We start from the raw sequence: 21,949 nt of genomic DNA, 5'->3' as shown, positions 1-21,949 counted from the left end.
CCCTCAAGAGAACGGGCGGCCCTTTCATGATATGGAAAAACCGCCCCTTTGAAAGGGACGGTTCACTTGGATCAGCCTCCGGCGACAGCGTTCTCGCCTTCGACGTTCGGACGGTTGTCTTCTCTGATCAGGGAAGCGGAAATCGTTCCGATGACCAGAAGGAATGCTGCAAAGTAGAAGCCCATGTCCAGGCTTCCTGTAATATCTGTCAGGAACCCGGTGATGTAAGGAGCCAGGATGGATCCGCACATTCCGATGAAGTTATAGACACCGAATGATGTCGAGTATGCATTTTTCGGAGCGTTATCCGCAACGACTGCAACGAGTACTGGGTTCGTACTGATCTTACCGAAGATCCCATACCCGATCAATGCCGCATACAGAACGTACATGTTATCGAATGCCACGATCGATACAAGAGCGATCAGGGACAACGGCAGCATGACGAGCAAGACGGGACGGCGCTTTCCGAGACGGTCAGCGACCCAGCTGAAGAAGATCGAGCCCGGGATGGCAGCCCAAGGGACGAGTGAAGAAACTGTCGCAACTGCGCTTCCTTCGATTCCGCGGGCGTGCTGCAAGTAGTACGGCATCCATGTCACAACTACGAAGAAACCGTAGATTGCACAGAAAATCGTGATATATGACATGACCAAGTTGCGGTTCTTGAACAAGGTGCTCATCTTGAGCTTGTCCTGCTTGTCGAGAACTGCTTTTTTCTCTTTTCCATACGGGTTCTCTTTTACGAGCCACCACATCAGCAGACCGATAATAACAACCGGGATTGCTACGATGTAGAATGGTGCTCTCCAGCTCATACCTGCTTCAAGCGTATAACTTGAAAGGAAGTAACCTGCAGAAAGACCGAAGGCCATACCGCTGTTGATGATTGCAGAACCGACTGTCAGGTGCTTCGGCGGAATCGCTTCAGAAGACAGTCCGTACTGAGGACCATAGTAGAATCCTTGGAACACACCAACCATCAGCCACATTAAGACGAACAGCACAAAGTTCGGCATTGTTCCGGCGATTGCTGCAAAGAGACCGAAAAGGATAATTCCTGGGACCAATACTTTCTTTTTACCGATTTTGTCACCTAAAATACCGGATGGGATGTTAAGACCTGCATAACCGATGAAGAATATAGAGCTGATCATTCCGAGTTGTCCGGCAGACAGACTGAACTCTTCCTGAATGTTATCCATGACAGGGTTCAAAATAGCACGGGTTCCGTATATCGCAACCCATCCCAAGAAGAATACGAAAACGGCTTTCATCCAATAGGGAATCAGTTCTTTTTTCTCGCCGGTTTCGTGTACTTGCTTAGCCATCGAGAGTTCCTCCTCTTTTTTTCTATTGTGTACCTTCAGTAAAATGATCATTTACCTTACATTGGTATCATACGGCAGTTTGCATTGCAGACGAATAAAATCGATTCAGGCAACCTTGCCAAAACATTAAATTTCGTGAACAAATTTGTCTGATCTGCCAGGACTGTGCCGATACCTGCTGTTATCCTTCCCGCTGACTGAGCATTCATGTATAGTACGGACAAATTATATACCGCGGATTGTCCGGCTGTCAGTTTTGGGAGGGCGAGACACTCTTCAGCATGTAGCCGAGCCCGGGATACGTGATGATATACTCCTCCGGCTGCTTGAGCCGTTCTTTGATCTTCCGCCGGATCCGTGCGATGCCGACACGAAGGTACTCTACGTCGTCTCGGTACTGAGGTCCCCACACTTCGGACAGAAGCGTCTCATGCTGGACGACCTTATCCAGATTCAATGCCAGGATCTCAAGCAGGGAGAACTCTGTCTGGGTCAGTTTCAGCTCTTCTTCGTCGATCCAGATCCGCTTGCTTCCCACATCCACTTGGAGTGAACCTGTTTCGATGACGGACGATGCACCGGCTGAACCGTCTGACAGTGCCGGCTGGCTCCTTCGCAGGACAGCATTCACGCGGGCGAACAGCTCATCCAGCGAGAACGGTTTCGTCAGGTAATCATCCGCCCCGAGATTCAGGCCGTTCACCTTATCTTTCGGATTGCTGCGCGCCGTCAGCATGATGATCGGGGTATGGGAAAACTTGCGCAGCTCTTCGAGGACGTAGAAGCCATCCTTCCCCGGCATCATGATATCCAAAAGAATCAGGTCCGGCGAAATCAGATCGTACTTTTCCAGAAGTTCCTCCCCTGAATCAGCGGTGACGACGTCATAGCCGACCGACCGCAAGTTCGCAGAGATGAACCGCAGGATCTTCGCCTCATCATCCACTACGCATATTTTCTGTTTCATCCCTTACGCCCCCTCTCTTAACGGAAAGTAAAGCATAAACGTACTGCCTTCGCCCGGTGTACTCTCCACTTCGATCTTCCCTTCATGCGCCTCCATGATCCCTTCACAGATCGACAGGCCGAGACCTGTACCGCCAGAACGGCGGGTGGCTGTGACATCGACCTGGTAGAAGCGGTTGAAGATCTTCTGAAGATGCTCTTCCGAAATGCCGATCCCGTTGTCGGAAACGGCGATCGTCAGATAATCGCCTTTTTTCTCAAGTGTGACATCGATGCGTTTATGATCACTGTCATTATACCGCAGTGCGTTCGTGAACAGATTGACAAGCACCTGCTGGACACGCGTTTTGTCCGCGTAGAAGAACAGATAATCCTCCGCCCTGTTGTGGAATTCCAGAACGGCGTCTTCCTTCAAGGCGATCGGCACAAGCTCAATCGATTTCTCGATGACATGGTCGGCACGGATCATATTCCGTTCGATATACATGGAGCCTGATTCTATTTTCGAAATATCCATCCAGTCATCGACAAGATGCTGGATACGTTCAATATCTTCATGCACTCCTTCAAGAAGTTCATACTGGAAGTCCGGCTCCCATTCGACGTCTTCACGCAGAAGGGTTTCCACACTTCCGCGGATATTGGTGATCGGCGTCTTGAACTCGTGGGAGGTCAGGGAGATCAGATTGTTCTTCAACGTATCGATCTCTTCTTCTTTCGTAATGTCCCGGATGAGGAGCCCTTCCCCGATCTTCTTATCATCCGAAACGACCGAGAACTTATGGAGCATATAGAAATCGGTATTGCCGGATTTTGTCTTGTACTCGAGTTTCAGTTCACTGTTTTGGTCGTCGAAGAATGCGGTCAGTTCATCCGCAGTGATTTCAAACAGTTCATTGATGCGCCGGAAGACATCGGCCAGAGTGGTCAGCGGGACAGCTGCCCATTCCCCGTCGATGACATTCAGGAAGAACTCGTTCACGTAGTCCACTTGGCTGTTATTGTTCAGCAGCATGATGCCTTCCGACATGCTCTCGAGCACGGCGTCGAGTTCCGCATGCTTGTTGCGGTACCGCTCGAACAGTAATTTGTTCTGCAGCATGATTGCAAGCGATCGGGAAAACGTCTGCAGGAACGACTGCTCTTTCTGGCCGATCATCTGACCTTCCTGCAGGTCGATGATCAGGTACCCGTTCGGCATGCCGTCCAGGATGATCGGTTCCATGTGGTGGTTTGTCCCCTGTACATAACCTTCCAAATATTGCTGAAGACTGATCTCTTCGTAAATCTCATCACGGGTGACCGCCAGCTCACGGAACCAGATGTGCAGGGAGAACGGCACGGTCGGTGCGATATTCTCCAGGCACAATTGGATGAAATGGGGCAGGTCCATCTTGGAAGAGACTGGTGTGATGAGCTGACTGACGGCCTGCAGTTCCGCATTCCGGCTTTCGAGCTTGGCTGTCCGTTCCTGGACGCGTCCTTCCAGCTCGGTGTTCAGGGTGATCAATTCTTCGCGGTTCTCTTCGATTTCGAACAGCATATCGTTGAAATGAGTCAGAAGGTCGGTCATCTCTTGGGGTCCTTCAATCCGCTCGGCGACCTGCACAGGCTGGTTCGTCTTATAGCTTGCGGAATAACGCCGGATCGTATCCAGCAGGTTGCGGATCGTCCGCTCCAGCCGCGCTGTCAGGAACAGGCTCGCCAGTACGACGAACAGGGCCGTCAGTGGGATGAACCAAAGAATCGTACCGGCCGCTTCCCGCAGCGGCTTGGTAATGTGGGTCGACGGATTGGCGATCCAGACCGTCCATCCGAGTTCGGGCGTCTTCGCATAAGTGATGAATTCCTTATCATGGCCTTCTTCTTTGATGGTCAGACTCTTAACTGGGCTGTCCGCATTCCGGTTGATGCTCTTGATAATTTCCGAGTTCGTCAAATTGACCATTTCCGTTTTGGTGTCAACGTCTGGATGGACAATGACATTGTTGGCCTGATCCAGCAGCACCGCATAGCTCGCTTCCCCGGAAATCCGGTTGGAGACATACTTCTCCAGTGCGTTCAGATCGATCGCGCCCAATATATACCCCTGCATCTTGCCTGCAGAGTTGAATATCGGAGACACGATGGCGACGAGCAGTGTGTCCGTTCCGCCACGACCGTGAAACACGTGGGAGACGACCTGTTCATTGGTTTCCAGCAGCTCCTTATAATAGGACCTGTCGCTGAAATCCAAATGCTCCCGTTTCGCTCCGTCCGTATAGACCGAAGGGTAGAAAACGAGTGACTTTCCGTTTTTGTCCCCTACGTACAGATTGACGAACCCCGGATAGTTCACTTTGATATCCCTCAGATTCTCTTCAATCTTGCCCGTATTCCCTTCTTCCAGGGCAGGTGCGATAGCGCTGGACATCGTCTGGATGACCCGGCCGTGCTGCTCCATGTAACTTTCAATATTATCCTCCAGGAACTCAGTCACTTTGATCTGGCTGTCCTGGTTGTCGCGGATCAATGAAGAGAGCTGGAAATATTGGAAGACACCGAGCGATATGATGGATGCCAGCCCGATCGTGAGAAACGAATAAATAAGTTCTTTTCTGAATGAACGCGACTGCCTCTTCTTCATCCGGTCTCCCCCCTCTCCTCTTCACGTCCCGCCGCTTATGTAAACACGCAATTACCCTGGCAAAATAGCAAAAGGGTATTGGCGCCGTACGGTGACGGCAGCCAATACCTTTCAATCTCTTATTTCGTGATTTGCGTACCTGCTTTTCCTTCGACAGCCAAGTCGGCTTGACCGAGTGAACAGATGATCGCGCGTCCGCCCATTTCAGCGAATTTCATAGCTGCTTCCATTTTAGGACCCATGCTGCCTGCAGAGAATTGACCTTCGTCTGCATACTTTTTCGCTTCATCCAGCTTGATGGAGCCCAAAGCTTTCTGGTCCGGTTTTCCATAATTGACGTATACGTTGTCCACGTCCGTCAAGATCATCAGGACATCCGCTTTTGCTTCTTCCGCAAGACGGAATGCACTGCGGTCTTTGTCGATGACCGCTTCGATTCCTGTCAGGCTGCCGTCTTCTTCACGGACGACCGGAATTCCGCCGCCGCCGGAAGCGATGACGATCACTTCGTTGTCCGTCAGCATCTTGATCGTGTCCGAGCTGAGGATGGATTTCGGATTCGGTGATGCGACCACACGTCTCCAGCCGCGCCCTGCGTCTTCTTTTACGACCCAGCCTTTTTCTTTCGCCAGCTGTTTCGCTTCTTCTTCTGAATAGAAGACACCGATCGGTTTCGAAGGGTCCTTGAATGCTTCGTCGTTGCGGTCGACTTCCGTCTGTGTCAGCATGCTGACGACTTGGCGGTTCTCACCGAGTTTCGTCAATTCGTTCTTGAGTGTCTGTTCCATCATGTAGCCGATGAACCCTTGGGATTCAGCACTGCATACATCCAGCGGCAATGCAGGAACGACGTCTTTCGCCTCTTCGTTCTGACGGAGGATATTACCGACTTGCGGTCCATTTCCGTGTGTCACGATGACTGTGTGACCGTTCTTGACAATCTTTGAAATGATTTCCGTACTGATGCGGACGTTCTCACGCTGGTTTTCATATGTCGCTTCCTGTTTAGGCTGAAGGATAGCGTTCCCTCCGAGTGCGATCACTACTTTTTCTGCCATTCCTGTCTCCTCCTTAAGGCTAATAAGCCGAGTAACATGCCGAACACCGTATCCGCCCCTGAACTGTGCCCCATCTCGAGCAATTCAGTGAGCAGCGGTTTCAGCTTATAAATTTCTGTCTTCCTTGTCAATTCCGAAACTGGCCGGACAACCGTCGAACTGAACTGACCATCCAGCGCATAGAGCAGATACTCCCGTCCGATATCGGTCGTCAGCTTTCCGTGGGTCACCAGGCGGCGGAGCACGCTCCTGAATTCATCCGACAGCAGACCGGCTGCCGTATCGATTGCGAGCAGGCCGACGAGGTGATCATCGCCGGATGGCGTCAGCCCCTGTCCGCGTCCCAGGAAAAACCGAAGCAATTCTTCGACTTCTGTTTCGTCTGCTGAATTGACTGCAGCTATCAGATGCCGTATTTGCGTTTCTGTCCAGCTTGAAGGTGCCCGATCTTCCAGATAGGCCGCCAGAAATTCATCGATTTCGACGTCCAATCCTGTTTTCACCGGGGTCTCCAGCAGAACAGCCGCAAGCAGTGCCAAGTTGTCTGTCAGATCGGATACCGATACTTCCCGACGGGGCAGCGTCCAATGGTAAGGTATCGCTTCCCCGAGGGACACGGCATTTTCAGGTCTGCCGATAAGGACTGCCTGTTCTCTCTGGTCCCAGACAGCCAGGTCCCCCTGTTCGATTCCTTCCAAGAGCTGCTGCAATTCACCTTGCGGCAGATGGATACCAAATGGAAGCTGGCCGTTTTTCACCGTACCGATGAAAAACAGCCGTTCCCCCATCCGGATATTAGCCCCGTTCTGAAAGACGCTGTGGACACACCCTTCAGGCTGTTCAGAAAGCAGCAGAGGGATGTGCTGCTCGTATCCCTCTGCCCTCATGACTGGTCCTATTCCGGATGGTCTGTCCATCAGATCAAGCCGAGTTTGACTGCGTAGGCTTCCAATGCTTTTTCGAAGCATTCTTTCGGTGCACGCACTGTACCTGCGCCGACTTGTCCCATTCCTGCTTTTTTGTTTGCAATCCCTGTGTTGATGATCGGCTCGATGCCGGTTTCAACGACTTTACGAGCGTCAATTCCGAGGCATGCACCCTGGAAGTCCCACGTTGGGATTGTGAAGTTACTGTTTTGGGAAATACAGATTTCTGTCATTTCGTTGCTTGTTGCAAGCGCATCGTCAAATCCGCCTGCACCGACGAAACGAGTAACACCTGGTGCTGCGATCATAGCCATACCGCCGACACCGAATGTTTCCGTGATGGCACTGTCACCGATATCCGGATTCGCATCTTCCTGTGAGAAGCCTGTGAAGAACAAACCTTGCGGCGTGTTGACAGGTGCTGTGAACCATTCGTCACCCATTCCGCTGATCCGGATACCGAAGTCTTTACCGTTCCGGCACATTGCAGTGACAACTGTACCATCCTGGATCTGACGGGCAGCATCCATGACCGCTTTTCCTGTCGCCATCGCGATGTTCAGGAAGAACTGGTCTGTATCCGCGAGGAACTGGATGACGTCTTTGCGGTCTTTCTCATCCATATCGAGCTGTACGATGTACGGGCTGATCTCTTTCAGGAAGATGAGGGACGCTGCAATGTTACGCTGGTGGAACTCATCGCCCATTGTAATCGCCTTCGCAATGATGACGTTGAGGTTTAATCCGTCTTCCGTCAGTTTCAGCGCTTTTGCAATGGTAGGACCGAGGATGTCCTGCATCCACTTCAGGCGGTCGATAACTTCTTTCGAGTTTGCGCCGAAACGGAGCACTTTCCCGATTCCTTCGTTCATGATGCAGTACGCTTCGTTGCCGTCTGTACGGTTCTCGACGACAAATACCGGCATGTTCGCAGACGTGATGCCACCCATCGGTCCGACTGCATTCACATGATGGCAAGGGATGAATTTCACTTCACCTGCAGCCAGCTGCTTTTCCGCTTCCTCCTCTGAAGAAGCCCATCCTTCATAGATGGATGCACCGATACATGATCCCTGCATCGGACCTGTCATATCGTCCCACTTGATCGGCGGGCCTGCATGCAAAAGGACTTTTCCGTCATTCAGTTCTTTGATCTTCTCTTTTGCTGGAACTACGTCCACCAGGAAAGGTGCTGATCCTGTGATCTTGTCAATAACTGCTTTGTTCGCTTCATCCATTGACTTATAATTCATAACCGTTCCACCTCATTCATCGTATTTACAGACGCTGCCGCCTGCATGGAAGAGGTCCAGTCCGAACCGGATCAGGACCTCACAAATTCACCACGCTGAAATTATTTAAGCAAGCTAAGGATCTTCGCCATGCGCGCATTGCCGCCGGCAACCGGACGCCAGTCATACTGGACGAACTGTGTGCCTGTGTCTTCCAGCGCTTCTGTGAAGCCTTTCAGACCGACGTTGATGACACGCGGACGCTCTGTTACGAGGTTTGTCAGCTCTTCGGATACGGACAGATCGAACTTCTTGTCCGACTTTCCGCCTTCGACATGTTTCTTCTCATTGTCTTCCACGCTCAGGCCGACAATGTTAAGAGCCGTGCGGACTGCTTCGTTGTTCGTTTCCTTGACGATGACACCCGCTTCTCTCAATTCTTTCACGTGACCGTCATAGCTTTGCGGATCGTTCTTCGTACCGCAGACAGTTGCAACGACGTGAAGTGTGCGGCCGTCTTCTTTAGCGGAAGACACTGCCTTTTTAATGGAAGGAAGCAATGCGCTTGCCATATCGTCGTGAGATCCGTACCCAAGGACGAAGTCGAGCAGGATGACTGCTGTCGATTTGTCAGCGCCGGCTTCTTCGATGAATTTCGAACGTGTTTCCGGATCGATCATCGGGTGCGGCTTTCCTTGTGTATACTTATCGTCTCCAAGGTCGACGATTTCGTGGCCTTCATGCTTCAGCACATAGCCTTCTTCGTTCTTGATGTGCGTGCCGAGTCCGAGTGCATCCGAGATGAGGACAGCTGCTTCGGATGCGAGCGTACCGCCTGAATAGAGGCCTTTCAGTGTTTTCTGGCCTTCTTTCAGGTTTTTGTTCTCCACAGTGAAGTCGCCTGAGTTATAGTCCGGCTTCACGTCGTTGCCGCGTGCAAGGTCGACAGCGATGTGCGCTGTTTCAGCAAGTGTGTACGCCTGGTAGACATTGCCGACATACTCTTCCGGCTTTTCACCGAGGAAGACAGCGACAACAGGCTTCGAAAGGCTCTGCAGAAGTTCCATGACTTCGTTGCGCACGTGCTCTGCAGGCGGCTTCGAGATGATTGTGATGATTTCTGTCTGGCTGTGGTTTTCAAGCGCACGGATTCCATCCATCATCGTGATTGCACCGATCGGATCCTTCAGGTCACGGCCGCCTGTACCGATTGCGTGGCTGACGCCTTCGCCGAGGCGGTCGATGATTGTGGAGACTTCCTGGATCCCTGTGCCGGATGCACCGACAAGACCGATACGCCCTTTGCTGACAACGTTCGCGAATGCAAACGGAACACCGTCAAGAATGCCTGTACCGCAGTCAGGCCCCATGACGAGCAATCCTTTTTCGTGTGCTTTCTTCTTCAGGCGCAGTTCGTCTTCGACAGATACGTTATCACTGAACATGAACACGTGAAGACCGCGGTCCAATGCCTTGTCCGCTTCGTCTGCTGCATATTGGCCGGGCACGGAGATCATCGCAACGTTTGCATTCGGCAATGCGTCGACTGCTTTGTCCCATGTACGGACTGTTTCAAATCCTTGTTTCTTGTTGCTGATGGACTGGTCTTTCAAGTACTGGTCCACTTTCTCGAGCACTTTGTCGACCATGCTGTCATCTTCTGTATCCATGACGATTGCCATGTCGTTCGATTCAGCCGCTTCGAGTTCGTCTGTATGGAGACCGGCATCTTTGAAGATATCCTTGTTCGCCGGTGTCGCCATCATGATTTGCACTTTGTTGAGACCTTCCATCGTTGACACTGAGTTCGTGAGCAGCATCAGGTTGATGGAGTCTTGGTACGAGTTCTTCTTGATAATCGTATGAAGCACAAAAATCACCCCTGTAGTAAATTTTTAAAATCAGCGTACCTACGCTACCATTTGATTCCCTAAAAACCCATGGCAAAACTGTACGAAGGCTGGTTTTATTTTATCCATATCCATTGTAGGGCATACAGCATTGCAGACGAATAAAATCCGGGAGCCGAACATTACAAAAACGTAAAAGATGAAGGCGAATGCTGTATTCTGCGCGATTTGTGACGTACCATGGTAGGTGAATCACCATCAGCAGACGCTGTGAAGAAGGAAATTTCCATGCAGCGGAGAAGTATAGAGATCCAGAGAAGGGGATGCATCATGGCAGAGACATTCGTGTATAAGCAGACAGAAGAGAACAGGATCGAAGGTGTCCTCCACCGCACCCGGGAACCACACGCCCCGCTGCTTGTCTTCATCCACGGCGGCGGCCTGATCTGGGGAACGAAGGATGATATGCACAAGCAGCAGATCGAACGGTACACGGAGGCCGGCTTCCATGTCTTCTCCGTCGATTACCGGCTTGCGCCGGAGACACCGCTGCCGGGCATCCGTGATGATATCAAAAGTCTTCTGGAGTGGCTGAAGACCAAAGCGCCCCGGCAGTTCGGCTTCGACACGGGCCGTATCGCTGTCACGGGCAGTTCGGCAGGCGGCTACCTAGCTTTGCTTTCCGGTACATTCAGCGTCAAGCCGGATGCAATCGTTTCGTTTTACGGATATGGACAGGTGACGGGTGATTGGTACCGCAATCCGAGTCCGCATTTCACGAGCATGCCGGCCGTTCCGGAAATGCTCGCGAAGCAGCTTGTGAAGCCCGCGCCGATTTCCGCGGCACCGATCCAGCAGCGGTACGCCATCTACCTGTACTGCCGGCAGAACGGAACGTGGCTCGACTGGGTGGCAGGTCCGGAACTTGCGGCGGACACCGTGCAGCTGCAGCAATTCGCGCCGGTGCTGCTGGCGGATGCATCCTATCCGCCGACACTGCTCATCCATGGAGATGCGGATGAAGACGTGCCGTACGAAGAGTCTGTCGCCATGAAAGGAAAACTGGACGGAGCAGGTGTGCCGAACGAGCTGCTCACCATTTCAGGCGGCGAACACAATTTTGATGCGAATATGGATGATCCGGACTCTGTCCATGCTGTCAATGAGACGATCCGCTTTTTAAAAGACCGCTTTGCCATGTCGTAAACTACCCGGCAGCTGCTGCCAGAAGGAGTATGGAACATGATTGTGAGCTATGAGGAGATTCGGGAACTGATCGCACGGAAACTGGAAAAAGCAGGCCTGCAGAAAGACCATGCGGAAGTTGTGGCGGATGTGCTGGCACATGCCGATGCACGGGGCATCCACTCACACGGCGCCATGCGGACGGAATATTACGCGGAACGGATCGCCAAAGGCGGCATCACGGCAGATCCGAAATTCAACTTCGCCAAAACCGGACCGGGGACGGCTGTCCTGGATGCGGATAACGGCGCCGGTCACGTTGCCGCGAAGGAAGCGATGGAACATGCAATCGAAATGGCGCGCGAGAATGGAACAGCGATCGTCGGCATCCGGCGCATGAGTCACAGCGGCGCGATGTCATACTTCGTCCAGCAGGCAGCGGAGGCCGGGATGATCGGCATCTCACTCTGCCAATCCGATCCGATGGTCGTGCCGTTCGGCGGCGCGGAACCGTATTTCGGAACAAATCCGATCGGCTTCGCAGCGCCGGGAGTAGGGGATGACAAAATCATCTTCGATATGGCGACGAGCGTCCAGGCATGGGGCAAGATCCTGCATGCCCGGTCGAAAAAAGAATCGATCCCCGATACGTGGGCGGTGGACAAGGACGGCGTGCCGACGACCGATCCGTTCAAGGTGACGGGACTTCTGCCGATTGCCGGCCCGAAAGGCTACGGGCTGATGATGATGGTCGATATCCTCTCGGGTGTCCTGCTCGGCCTGCCGTTCGGCAAACACGTTTCATCGATGTACCATGATCTGACAGCCGGCCGCGAACTCGGTCAGCTGCACATCGTCATCGATCCCGGTGCGTTCACAAGTGCTGAACTGTTCCGGGAACACATTTCCGGGATGATGAAGGAACTGAACGAGGTGAAGCCTGCGCCGGGCTTCGACCAAGTCCTGTACCCGGGACAGAATACGACGCTCCAGGAACAGGCATCGATGAAGAACGGAATCGAGATCGTCGATGATATTCTCGACTATCTGCGGAGTGACACCGTGCACAACAATCAGTATGATCATAAAGATCCTTTCGCCAAATAACAAAAGCGGACCGCGACAGTGCGGTCCGCTTTTGTTATGGGGTCGTCAGATTCCGGATCACGGTCAAATGACGACCGCCTGTCTCAGCAGCATGTCCCGCAGCACTTCAGCTCCAGTCAGCAGCTGTTCCATTGCGGTGAATTCTGCAGGGTTATGGCTCAGCCCATCTTTTGAGGGAACAAAGATCATGCAGGTCGGACAGAAACGGGCCATGTTCATGGCATCGTGACCCGCGCCGCTCGGCATTTCGAGCCAGGTCACGCCATGTTCCCGACAGACGTCTTTCAGCTCTGCAACGAGTCCTTCATCCATCTCGACCGGACTTTCATTCGAGATTTCGTCGATCCATACGTCGAGACCCCGCTTGGCGGCAGCCGCGTCAGCAGCCTCCTGCAGCGCATCCGCCACCCGCTGACGAGATGCCGGTTCCGTTCCGCGGATATCGACATCGAGCTCAGCGGCACTCGGCACAACGTTCATGGCACCCGGTTCGATCGAGAACACCCCCACTGTGCCGACGGTGCCATACCGCAGCTCGGCAAGTGCTGCCTTCTCGACTGCAAGCGCGATCTCTGCGCCGCCGAGCAGCGCATCATGCCGGTAATCCATCGGGGTCGTCCCCGAGTGATCCGCCGTTCCGCCCACATGGACATGGAACCGGACGGGGGCTGCGATGGCCGAGACGACACCGACCGCCGTCTCCCGCCGTTCAAGAACAGGTCCCTGCTCGATGTGGAGTTCAACGAATGCCTTGAACTCATCCCGGAACCGTTTCGCAAGATGGACCTCCTCGAGATCGAGGCCATTCTCTGCGAATGCCTGCATCAGCGTGATGCCGTCCTTGTCCGTCAGCGAGCGGGTGTACGCCGGATCGAGCCGGCCGGACATCGCTTTGCTGCCAAGGGTCGAGACGCCGAAACGGGCGGATTCCTCGCAGGCGAAAATGATCACTTCGATCGGATGCTCCGTCTCCGTGCCGTCATCTGCAAGGGAGCGCATCACTTCGAGTGCAGCCAGGACGCCTGCGGTGCCGTCATAGGCACCTGCTGCATAGACGGAATCGATATGCGAACCCGTCGCCACCACCGGCAGCTCCTCATTCCGGCCGTTTCGCCGGGCGATCACATTCCCCGCATAATCGGTACGGACAGTCATGCCCGCCTGCTCGAACTGTTCGATCATATAGCCGCGTGCCTTGCGTTCCGTCTCCGTATACGCGAGCCGATTGATGCCCTCCCCGTTGTCCGTGAATGCTGCCAGTGCTTCAAATGACTGTCGGAGCCGTTCCAGATTCATCGTCATTTCCCCTCTCCCGCTGATTGGTATGGCCTTTCGAAGTCCCTGTAGTTCCCGTACTGAGCTGCCGCTGTCCGATTCCTCTAATTGTCAAACCGATTCTTCCGGCTGCGGCTCCCCGACAAACTTGTTGCGGCCTGCGCCGATTCCGGAGGCGGTCAGCAGGAGACACATACCTGTCAGCACGGCAAGAGGAATCGTCCAGCTGCCGGTCATGTCATAAATCAGTCCAATGGCAATCGGGCCTGTGGCCGCCAGCAGATAGCCGATCGACTGCGCCATGCCGGACAGCTGGCCTGCCTGCCTGCCGTCACGTGCCCGCATGCCGAGAAACGCAAGGGACAGGCTGATCGTTGCACCGGATGCAAGTCCGATCAGCATGCTCGATACGATAAGGAATGCATGCGAGCCGCCGAGCAGCAGGCCGCCATATCCGAGTGCATACATGAGACCTGCAGCGCCCGCAATTCCGGACTGATGGCTGAATTTCTCCGCGAGGAGCGGAGCGATGAATGTGGAGGGGATGCTGACCATCTGTGCGATGGACAGCACCCAGCCGGCCGCGGACGGAGTAAAACCGTAGTCGGTCAGGATCTGCGGCAGCCAGGAGACGAGTGTATAGAATCCGAATGACTGCAGTCCCATGAACAGGGTCACCTGCCAGGCGAGCATGGAACCGAACAGCCCTTTCTGCTTCCGGGCGACAAAGACTTTCATTTCATCTTCCGGTACGGGGTCTTCCCGTCTCATGACAACGATCCACAGCACGGCACCGGCAGCGGACAGGAGTACCCAGGAACCGAGTGACAGCTCCCAGCCGAGCCCCGCACCTGATGCAAGCGGTATGGAGACACCTGAAGCGGCAGCGGCAAATATGCACATGGCCGTGGAGTAGATACTCGTCATCCGGCCGACTTTGCCGGGGAACTTCTCTTTGATGAACGCAGGAAGCAGCACATTCATCAGTGCAATGCCGAGTCCGATCATAGCCGTGCCGATGAAGAGAAGCGGCGTGTAGGCGACCGAACGGATGATGATTCCGACAGTCAACAGGATGAGTCCTGTCAGAATCATCCGCATGTTGCCGAAACGGTTGCCAAGCCGTGCGGCAACTGTCGACATCGCAGCGAAAGCGATGAGCGGAAGACTCGTGATAAGGCCTGCACTCCAATTCGACAGTCCGAGCTCATCCCGGATGGTGCCGAGCAGCGGACCGACGGACGTTATCGCCGGCCGCAGGTTGAACCCGATGATGATGATGGCAATCAGCAGCAGTGTCCGTTTTGCAGAAGAGGGACGCTGGATCTCTGTTTTTCTCATGGATCGGTCCTCCTTCAAATTATAAACAACCGGCACACTGTCTGGTGTATCGACTGCAGTTTCAACAGTCTATGTTTCCGTACAATTTTCTGCCATATATTATGTGAAGTCAAGGGCTGCAGGAGATTCATTGGATTTTCCATGTTTTTAGCCAAAGTGAAAAGCCGGCTGCTGACAAGCTATCTGTCGGCAGCCGGCTTCTCCAGAAGGGCAAATCAAGCTTGCCACTCCCCTTCCCCCTCGTCTTTTATGTGTTCTTTATGTTCTTCCGTCTTGCTGATCAGCGCGGTACCGACGAGGTCGCCGGTGACATTGAGGGCGGTCGCTCCCATACCGATCAGCGCATCGATCGACGTCAGCAGTGCCACTGCTTCCACCGGCAGTCCGAGCTGGACGAAGACAGTGGCGATCATGACGATCCCTGCTCCTGGCACGCCCGCTGTGCCGATGGATGCCAGCGTTCCGACCAGGACAACCATCAGCATATCAGTGAGTGATAGCGGCGTATTGGCGATATTCGCTGCGAAGACAGCGGACACGGCAATCCGGATGGCAGCCCCATCCATGTTGATTGTCGCGCCGAGCGGGAGGCTGAACCCGTACAGACTGCGCGGCAGCTTCAGGTCTTTTGCAGCTTTCAGTGACAGCGGAAGCGTCCCTGCACTGCTCTGCGTGACGAATGCCGTGACGATGGGTGTCCTCGCATGTTTGAAGAATGTCAGAGGATTGATTTTGAACAGCAGCATGGCAACTGTATACAAGACGATCTGCGCCAGCAGCGCCGCGTACAATACGCCGATCATCCCGCCGAGCTCCACAAGCGTATGGACCCCCTGGCTGCCGACCGTCTTCGCCATGATCGCGAACACACCGACCGGTACGTACTGGAGGATCCCTTTCAGGATGATCAATGCCGCCTCATTCAGTGCTGTGACTGTTTTCAGCAGGTGATCACCGAGCTCGTTCATCTTTGAGGAACTCCGTAGTACCGAAATGGCGATTCCGAATGTCAGCGCCGTGAAGATGATGCCGAGCAGATTCATCTCCGTGAAGGCGCTGGCGATATTCGACGGTACAATATTCAGCAGGACGCTTACGATGCCCGGGTTGTCCGGCACGTCGAATGTTTCGTTTCCACCGAGCGACATTCCCTGGCCGGGCTGGAATAATGAAGCAACGGCAAGACCGACCATGATGGCAGCCGCCGAGCTGAGTGTGTAATAGATGAATACCTTTCCGCCCATCCTCCCCAGATTTCCGATGGTCGTCTGGTTGACACCGACAATCAGCGTGAACAGGATCAGCGGAATGATCAGGAATGTCAGAAGACGTATCAGCAGATCACCAAGCGGGGCAAAGACCGCCGCCTGCTCTCCCATCAGCAGTCCGGCGGCCACACCGAGAATAAGTGCGATAGTAATCTTGAGGATCAAAGATGCGGATGCATACCGATTCCATAGTCTTTTCAAAATGCAGGCATCTCCTTTATCAGTTATTTATTCAATCCCTATATATTTAGTAGGAAATATACTTTTCTACAATAATACAGCGCAGTCACCCTGTCAATTTCATTGCCTGTTTTCCATACTTCCCTGTTTGACGCCCTGTTACTCTGCTGCCGGTCTAATTTCCAGAATATTGTAAGAATAACTGTTTCATAGGCAGCGGTTTGTGGTACTCCTACTAACTAGAACAATGATTTGAAAGGAGGACTCCCTTTGTCCAATCAGGTGAACCAGCTGTTTAACGAAATCTTGGATGAGAACAAACAGGCAGTCGAACAGATCGGCACGTATGATCACCCGCTCCTGATTCTGCTGAAGCAGTCCCTGCAGGATCAGCAATCCGCTCTCCGTGACCTATTGCCGGAATTCGAAGCGACGGAACAGCCGCAGCTGTCTTCCTTCAAAAATCCCTGCACACACGTGTATCATGCAAACGAAGTCTCCATGCCGTTCTATGAGTCGTGGAAGCGCGCAATCGGCTGGATGCCCGACCCGTCACGGGAAATCGAAAAAGACCTCAGCCGTCTGATGGAGAACATGCATCACCATCTTCTGGAAGCGGCTCAGCAGCTCGAATCCGAGTATGGAACCCAATCCGTCAAATATGTCATCCCCACATTCTACTTACCCGTAACACAATAAGGAGGCGAACGTCATGTCTTGGCAGGAAGAACGAATCGACCAGAATGTCTACAGCCAGGGAGACCCTGACAAGTGGGTCTATAGTACATGCAATATCTGCTCTGTCGGCTGCGGTTGCTATGTTGCCGTCAAAGACGATCAGATTGTAGGTATCAAAGGAAACGGAGACCACCCGACAAACCGCGGACGACTCGGACCGAAAGGCGAGAATCAGTGGCAGGCCAACCAGGCGCCCGACCGGCTGATGTCCCCGATGATCCGCAATCAGGACGGCCAGCTGGTGAAAGCATCGTGGGATGAAGCGATGGAACTGATCGTGAAGAAATCGAAAGAATCGATGGAGAAACTCGGGCCGAACAGTATCAGTTTCTACTCGACGGGACAGGGATTCCTGGAAGACTACTATACGACCGCGAAAGTCGGGCGTGCCGGTCTCCGCACCCACCTGCTCGATGCGAATACACGGCTCTGCACAGCGACGACGGAGTTCTGCCTGCTCCAGTCATTCGGCGCTGACGGCACGCCGGCCTCGTTCGATGATGTCGACGAAACCGACGTCCTCATGCTGTTTGGCCATAACCCGGCCGAAACCGGCACGGTCTTTTTCGAGCGTGTGATGGACAGGAAGCAGCGGACCAGCAAGCCGTATCTGATTGTCGTGGATCCGCGCGAGACACTGTCCGCGAAGGAAGCCGATCTGCACATCCCGCTCAAGCCGGGATCGAACCTGCCGCTGCTCAACGGCGTGCTGAACGAAATCCTTCAGAACGGCAAGCTGGATCAGGCGTTCATCGACAGCCATACGGTCGGTTTCGACAAGATGAAGGAATCAATCGGAGATTGGACGCTCGAGCATGCAGCTGAACTGACCGGACTGCCTCTTGAAAAACTCCGGAAACTCGCGGACGTGCTCGGGACATGTGATTCCCTCGTCACGACGACACTGCAGGGGGCATACCAGAGCAGCAATGCAACGACGGCCTGTGTGGCGGTCAATAACCTGCACCTTGTCCGCGGGCTCATCGGCAAGCCGGGGTCAGGCCCGCTGCACATGGCCGGACAGCCGAGTTCTTCCGCCAACCGGACGGCCGGGGGTGTCGGTACCTATCCTGCCCACCGCAATCCGACCAACCCGGTCCATCTGAAAGAGATGGCCGAGCTTTGGAACGTGGACGAATCCACATTGCCGGCAGGACCGGAAAAAGCGATCGAAGACATCATTTCATTGATCGAAAAAGAGAAGGTCGGCGTCTTCTGGAACATCGGGACCAACCCGATGGTGTCGCTGCCGAACCGCGAGCGCGCCCGCAAAGCGCTGGAGAGCACATTTGTCATCGTCCAGGATCCGTTCCTGACGGAGACCTCTTCTGTCGCGGACGTCATCCTGCCCGCTGCCCTATGGGGTGAAAAGGAAGGGACGATGGAAAACGCCGACCGGACCATCAATATACTGAGGAAAGCCATCGAGCCGCCGGAAGGCATCAAAAGTGACTTCGAGATCCTGCTCGATTTTGCAAAACGGATGGACTTCAGGGACAGAGACGGGCAGCCGCTGATCCAGTACAGCACGCCTGAAGCCTGCTTTGAAGAATTCAAGCGGGTGTCAAAAGGACGTCCCTGTGATATGTCCGGCATCACGTATGAACGACTCGAGAAGGAAAACGGACTCCGCTGGCCCGTGCCTGATGAAAATTCGAATGGAACACCGCGTCTCTATACGGATTTCAAGTTCCATACGACGCCTGACGATGCGCAGACATTCAGCAAGGACCAGCTGACGGGCCGTGCGCTCTCAAAAGAGGACTATACGGAAATCGGTGCAAACGGACGCGCGATCCTCCAGCCGACTCCGTACGTACCGCCATACGAGCAGCCGAATGATGAGTACCCGACATGGCTCACGACAGGACGTCTCGTCTGGCACTGGCATACCCGGACGAAAACCGGGCGGTCCCCGCTCCTTCATATGGCTGCGCAGCACGGCTATGTGGAAATCAATGAAAAAGATACAGCGGATATGGGGATCGCAGAAGGTGAAGTCGTCCGTGTGTCCTCACCGCGCGGAGAGATCGAAGTGCCTGCCCGCGTCGGCACGGCCGTTCAGCCGGGACTTGTCTTCGTTCCATTCCATTTCGGGAATCTGGATAAGAAAGAAGCGGCCAACGCACTGACGATCGATCTTGTCGATCCTCTTTCGAAGCAGCCGCTGTTCAAGCAGGCGGCCTGCCGGGTGGACAAGATCCGGAAGAATCACGAAGTGAAGGAAGGCGACACACTGGAGTCGATTGCCGCGAATTATGGCATTACAGCAGAAGACCTGAGGAGAGCCAATCATATCGAAACCCCTTATGAGATCCAGATGGGCATCTCCCTGGAAGTCCCTGCATCGGTCATCAACACACCGATCCAGCCTTATCTGCCGTACCGCAACAAAATGTAGGACCTTGCGAAGACCGCCCACCCGGCGGTCTTTTCCGGCTGATCCGCAATGGGCGATTCTCCATCTATCGGAACCGGCAGTTTTTCCGTATAGTTAAGGCAGGTGATGATAATGAAAATGAAGATAATCGGAAACGATCAAACATGGTTAGGCGGAGTCACATTGCGGGACCCTTCAGCCCCTGAAGAGAACAATATGGCGCTGCATGCATGTAAGGATCCGGACGCAGTACTCGGGAACCGGGCAGCACTTGCAGCCGTTCTTGGATTCCAGGCACAGGACCTGACCTGCGCCAATCAGACACACAGTGCGAACTTTCATAAGGTGACGAAGAAAGATATCGGCCGCGGCGCGCTCAGCCTGACGGATGCCATCCCGGATACGGATGCGCTGTATACAACGGAACCGGGCCTCCTGCTCGCGGGCTTCATGGCAGACTGCGTACCGGTCCTGCTCGTCAATGAACCGGCAGGCGTCGCAGCGGTCGTCCATTCCGGCTGGCAGGGGACGGTGAAGGAGATCACGCCGAAACTGCTGCGCCACCTGGAGACAGAGGAAGGCTGCCGGCCTGAAGACTTCATTGTCCATATCGGCCCTGCGCTGAGCCAGGAGAAATTCCAGGTGGATCAGGACGTCTGCGACCGGTTCCGGGCACTCGGATACGCCGGACCGTTCATTCAATACAACGAGGAAACCGGCAAATTCCATATCGACAATAAGCAGACCGTGAAAACGCAATGCGAACGTGCAGGCATAATTACCGAAAATATTACAGTCGATCCCACCTGCACCTTCAAGAGCGGGGATGGTTTCTCATACCGCGAGAACAAACAGGCCGGGCGCCATCTGGCGTTTGTCGTCCTGCGGTGACCTGAGGAGGGATTCTATGAAAATCCTCATTGCACCGGATTCGTTCAAAGGAAGCCTGACGGCAGGCGACGCAGCTGCCGCGATTGCTGCCGGTGTGCAGCAGGCGGTTCCGGATGCTGACTGTGTCCTTCTGCCTGCAGCAGACGGCGGTGAAGGAACGATGGAGAACCTTGTGAATGCGACAGGCGGCCATACGGTCAGCATAATGGCCGAAGATCCCATCGGCAGGATGGTTTCCGCACGGTACGGCGTACTCGGAAGCGAAACGGCCTGTGTTATCGAGCTGGCGGAGAGTTCAGGGCTGATGCGCCTATTGTCTGATGAATACGCGCCGCTGACCGCATCCACTTATGGCATGGGGCAGCTGCTGCGGCATGCGCTCGACGAAGGTCACCGCAACTTCCTGATCGGTCTCGGCGGCAGTGCGACGACAGATGGAGGGGCCGGACTCCTGCAGGCGCTCGGCATGCAGCTGCTCGACAGCCGCGGAGAAGAACTTCCCCGCGGCGGGGCAGCACTGGCACAGCTGCAGGAGATACGGATGGAATCGTTCGATCCGCGCATCGCAGCCTGTACGTTTCGGATCGCCTGCGATGTGACGAATCCGCTGATCGGACCGGGAGGCGCAGCCGCCGTATTTGCTCCTCAGAAAGGCGCAGGTCGGGAAGATGTTGTACGGCTGGAAACCGGGCTCACGCAGTTTTTACAGGTAATTGAGCGGGCGACCGGCCAGGATCTCAGCCTGACGCCTCACACAGGGGCTGCCGGCGGGACGGGTGCGGCGTTCGCCGCTTTCTTCCCTGCCGAGTTCCAGCCGGGGATCGACCTTGTCCTGGAAGCGCTCCTTTTCCGGCACCATTTGCAGGATGCCGACCTGGTCATCACCGGCGAAGGCCGGTCGGACCAGCAGACGCTTGCCGGGAAAGCGCCGGACGGCATCGCGAGGATCGCAGACGAGTACGGAGTCCCTGCCGTATTGCTCTCGGGAATGATCGACGAACAGGCCATCCCTCTGCTTCAGGCCCGTTTTTCATCCCTGCACAGTCTCGTCACTCCGCACGTGACACGCTTGCAGGCGATGGCGGACGCAGAGTATCTGCTGCAGCAGACGGCATACAGGATCCTGAAAGAACGGGTTGATGGGTGAAATTACCCTGACCAAAAGTGAAACATACGTTCCCTTTCCGCTGGACAAGTCCAACTGTCTGCGGTATACTGTTCCTAACAACGGATCGGAGGGGCTTGCATGATGGAAGAGAAGATTATGCAATTGCTGCTGGATCTCTCAGCGGATATGCGGGACGTGAAGAAAGATATCGGCGGATTGAAAGAAGACGTCGGCGGGCTGAAAGAAGACGTCAGTGGATTGAAGGAAGACGTTGTCAGTTTGAAGACGGGGCTCAATGACTTGCGGACGGAAATGGACAGGCGGTTCGATAAAGTCGATCGGACACTGGAAGGGATCGGCGGTCAATTCGAGCATCAGACGGCCCAGCGTCTGGCCGATAGAAAAGAGATTGACGCGGATATCAGCTCCATTAAAGTCCGGCTGTTCGATTTGGAAACGAAGATGAAGCAGGCAGAATGAAGAAAGC

Annotated in this window: 17 protein-coding genes; 7 read left to right on the top strand and 10 right to left on the bottom strand. The window is 54.3% G+C overall.

Annotation, left to right across the window (positions count from 1 at the left end; all coding sequences use genetic code 11):
• Nucleotides 1-71: 71 nt before the first annotated feature.
• From BN1190_RS02060 to fdrA, 7 genes are all read right to left on the bottom strand, one after another.
• Entirely contained in the window at nt 72-1,331 is a 1,260-nt protein-coding gene (locus BN1190_RS02060; protein ID WP_040285373.1) for an MFS transporter, read from the bottom strand.
• A 250-nt stretch (nt 1,332-1,581) separates the two neighbouring features.
• The gene (locus BN1190_RS02055; protein WP_040285372.1) at nt 1,582-2,298 is read right to left on the bottom strand and encodes a response regulator transcription factor; all 717 of its coding nucleotides are present in this window, start codon (nt 2,296-2,298) and stop codon (nt 1,582-1,584) included.
• A 3-nt stretch (nt 2,299-2,301) separates the two neighbouring features.
• A complete protein-coding gene (locus tag BN1190_RS02050; RefSeq protein WP_040285371.1) occupies nt 2,302-4,923 on the bottom strand; it encodes a sensor histidine kinase in 2,622 nt (873 codons plus the stop codon).
• Between the two features lie 119 nt (nt 4,924-5,042).
• Nucleotides 5,043-5,981, bottom strand: a complete 939-nt coding sequence (arcC, locus tag BN1190_RS02045) for a carbamate kinase (RefSeq protein ID WP_040285370.1) — start codon at nt 5,979-5,981, stop codon at nt 5,043-5,045.
• Nucleotides 5,966-6,868, bottom strand: a complete 903-nt coding sequence (locus BN1190_RS02040) for a DUF2877 domain-containing protein (RefSeq protein ID WP_052461650.1) — start codon at nt 6,866-6,868, stop codon at nt 5,966-5,968. Before BN1190_RS02040 ends, arcC begins: the two co-directional genes overlap by 16 nt.
• A gap of 29 nt (nt 6,869-6,897) precedes the next feature.
• On the bottom strand, nt 6,898-8,160 hold the full coding sequence (locus tag BN1190_RS02035) for a DUF1116 domain-containing protein (RefSeq protein WP_040285368.1): 1,263 nt from the start codon (nt 8,158-8,160) through the stop codon (nt 6,898-6,900).
• Between the two features lie 101 nt (nt 8,161-8,261).
• Nucleotides 8,262-10,010: an acyl-CoA synthetase FdrA gene (fdrA, locus tag BN1190_RS02030; protein ID WP_040285367.1), complete on the bottom strand. Its 1,749-nt coding sequence runs from the start codon at nt 10,008-10,010 to the stop codon at nt 8,262-8,264.
• Nucleotides 10,011-10,319: 309 nt separating this feature from the next.
• Here fdrA and BN1190_RS02025 point away from each other — a divergent pair, with 309 nt between their 5' ends.
• Nucleotides 10,320-11,195 carry an alpha/beta hydrolase gene (locus BN1190_RS02025; RefSeq protein WP_040285366.1) on the top strand — a complete coding sequence of 292 codons (876 nt, stop codon included), beginning with the start codon at nt 10,320-10,322 and terminating at the stop codon, nt 11,193-11,195.
• 36 nt (nt 11,196-11,231) lie between these two features.
• Complete coding sequence (gene allD, locus BN1190_RS02020) at nt 11,232-12,281, top strand: ureidoglycolate dehydrogenase (RefSeq protein ID WP_040285365.1); 1,050 nt, start codon at nt 11,232-11,234, stop codon at nt 12,279-12,281.
• Between the two features lie 63 nt (nt 12,282-12,344).
• Here allD and BN1190_RS02015 read toward each other — a convergent pair whose 3' ends face one another.
• The 3 genes from BN1190_RS02015 to BN1190_RS02005 form a co-directional block, all read right to left on the bottom strand.
• On the bottom strand, nt 12,345-13,583 hold the full coding sequence (locus BN1190_RS02015) for a Zn-dependent hydrolase (protein WP_040285364.1): 1,239 nt from the start codon (nt 13,581-13,583) through the stop codon (nt 12,345-12,347).
• A gap of 84 nt (nt 13,584-13,667) precedes the next feature.
• Nucleotides 13,668-14,897 carry a CynX/NimT family MFS transporter gene (locus BN1190_RS02010; protein ID WP_040285363.1) on the bottom strand — a complete coding sequence of 410 codons (1,230 nt, stop codon included), beginning with the start codon at nt 14,895-14,897 and terminating at the stop codon, nt 13,668-13,670.
• Between the two features lie 215 nt (nt 14,898-15,112).
• A complete protein-coding gene (locus BN1190_RS02005; protein ID WP_040285362.1) occupies nt 15,113-16,366 on the bottom strand; it encodes a dicarboxylate/amino acid:cation symporter in 1,254 nt (417 codons plus the stop codon).
• 249 nt (nt 16,367-16,615) lie between these two features.
• On the opposite strand from BN1190_RS02005, the gene BN1190_RS02000 reads away from it, so the two are divergent.
• From BN1190_RS02000 to BN1190_RS01980, 5 genes are all read left to right on the top strand, one after another.
• Nucleotides 16,616-17,044 carry a hypothetical protein gene (locus tag BN1190_RS02000; RefSeq protein WP_040285361.1) on the top strand — a complete coding sequence of 143 codons (429 nt, stop codon included), beginning with the start codon at nt 16,616-16,618 and terminating at the stop codon, nt 17,042-17,044.
• A 13-nt stretch (nt 17,045-17,057) separates the two neighbouring features.
• Complete coding sequence (locus tag BN1190_RS01995) at nt 17,058-19,484, top strand: molybdopterin-dependent oxidoreductase (RefSeq protein WP_040285360.1); 2,427 nt, start codon at nt 17,058-17,060, stop codon at nt 19,482-19,484.
• 111 nt (nt 19,485-19,595) lie between these two features.
• The gene (gene pgeF / locus BN1190_RS01990) at nt 19,596-20,354 is read left to right on the top strand and encodes a peptidoglycan editing factor PgeF (protein ID WP_040285359.1); all 759 of its coding nucleotides are present in this window, start codon (nt 19,596-19,598) and stop codon (nt 20,352-20,354) included.
• A gap of 16 nt (nt 20,355-20,370) precedes the next feature.
• Complete coding sequence (locus BN1190_RS01985; RefSeq protein ID WP_040285358.1) at nt 20,371-21,501, top strand: glycerate kinase; 1,131 nt, start codon at nt 20,371-20,373, stop codon at nt 21,499-21,501.
• A gap of 99 nt (nt 21,502-21,600) precedes the next feature.
• Nucleotides 21,601-21,942, top strand: a complete 342-nt coding sequence (locus tag BN1190_RS01980) for a hypothetical protein (protein ID WP_052461648.1) — start codon at nt 21,601-21,603, stop codon at nt 21,940-21,942.
• The last annotated feature ends 7 nt before the right edge of the window (nt 21,943-21,949 follow it).

This window comes from Sporosarcina koreensis, assembly GCF_000826145.2.
In the GTDB taxonomy this organism is placed as follows: domain Bacteria; phylum Bacillota; class Bacilli; order Bacillales_A; family Planococcaceae; genus Sporosarcina; species Sporosarcina trichiuri.
Note: the sequence above shows the minus strand (reverse complement) of the source record. Positions and strands in the feature narration are given on the sequence as shown.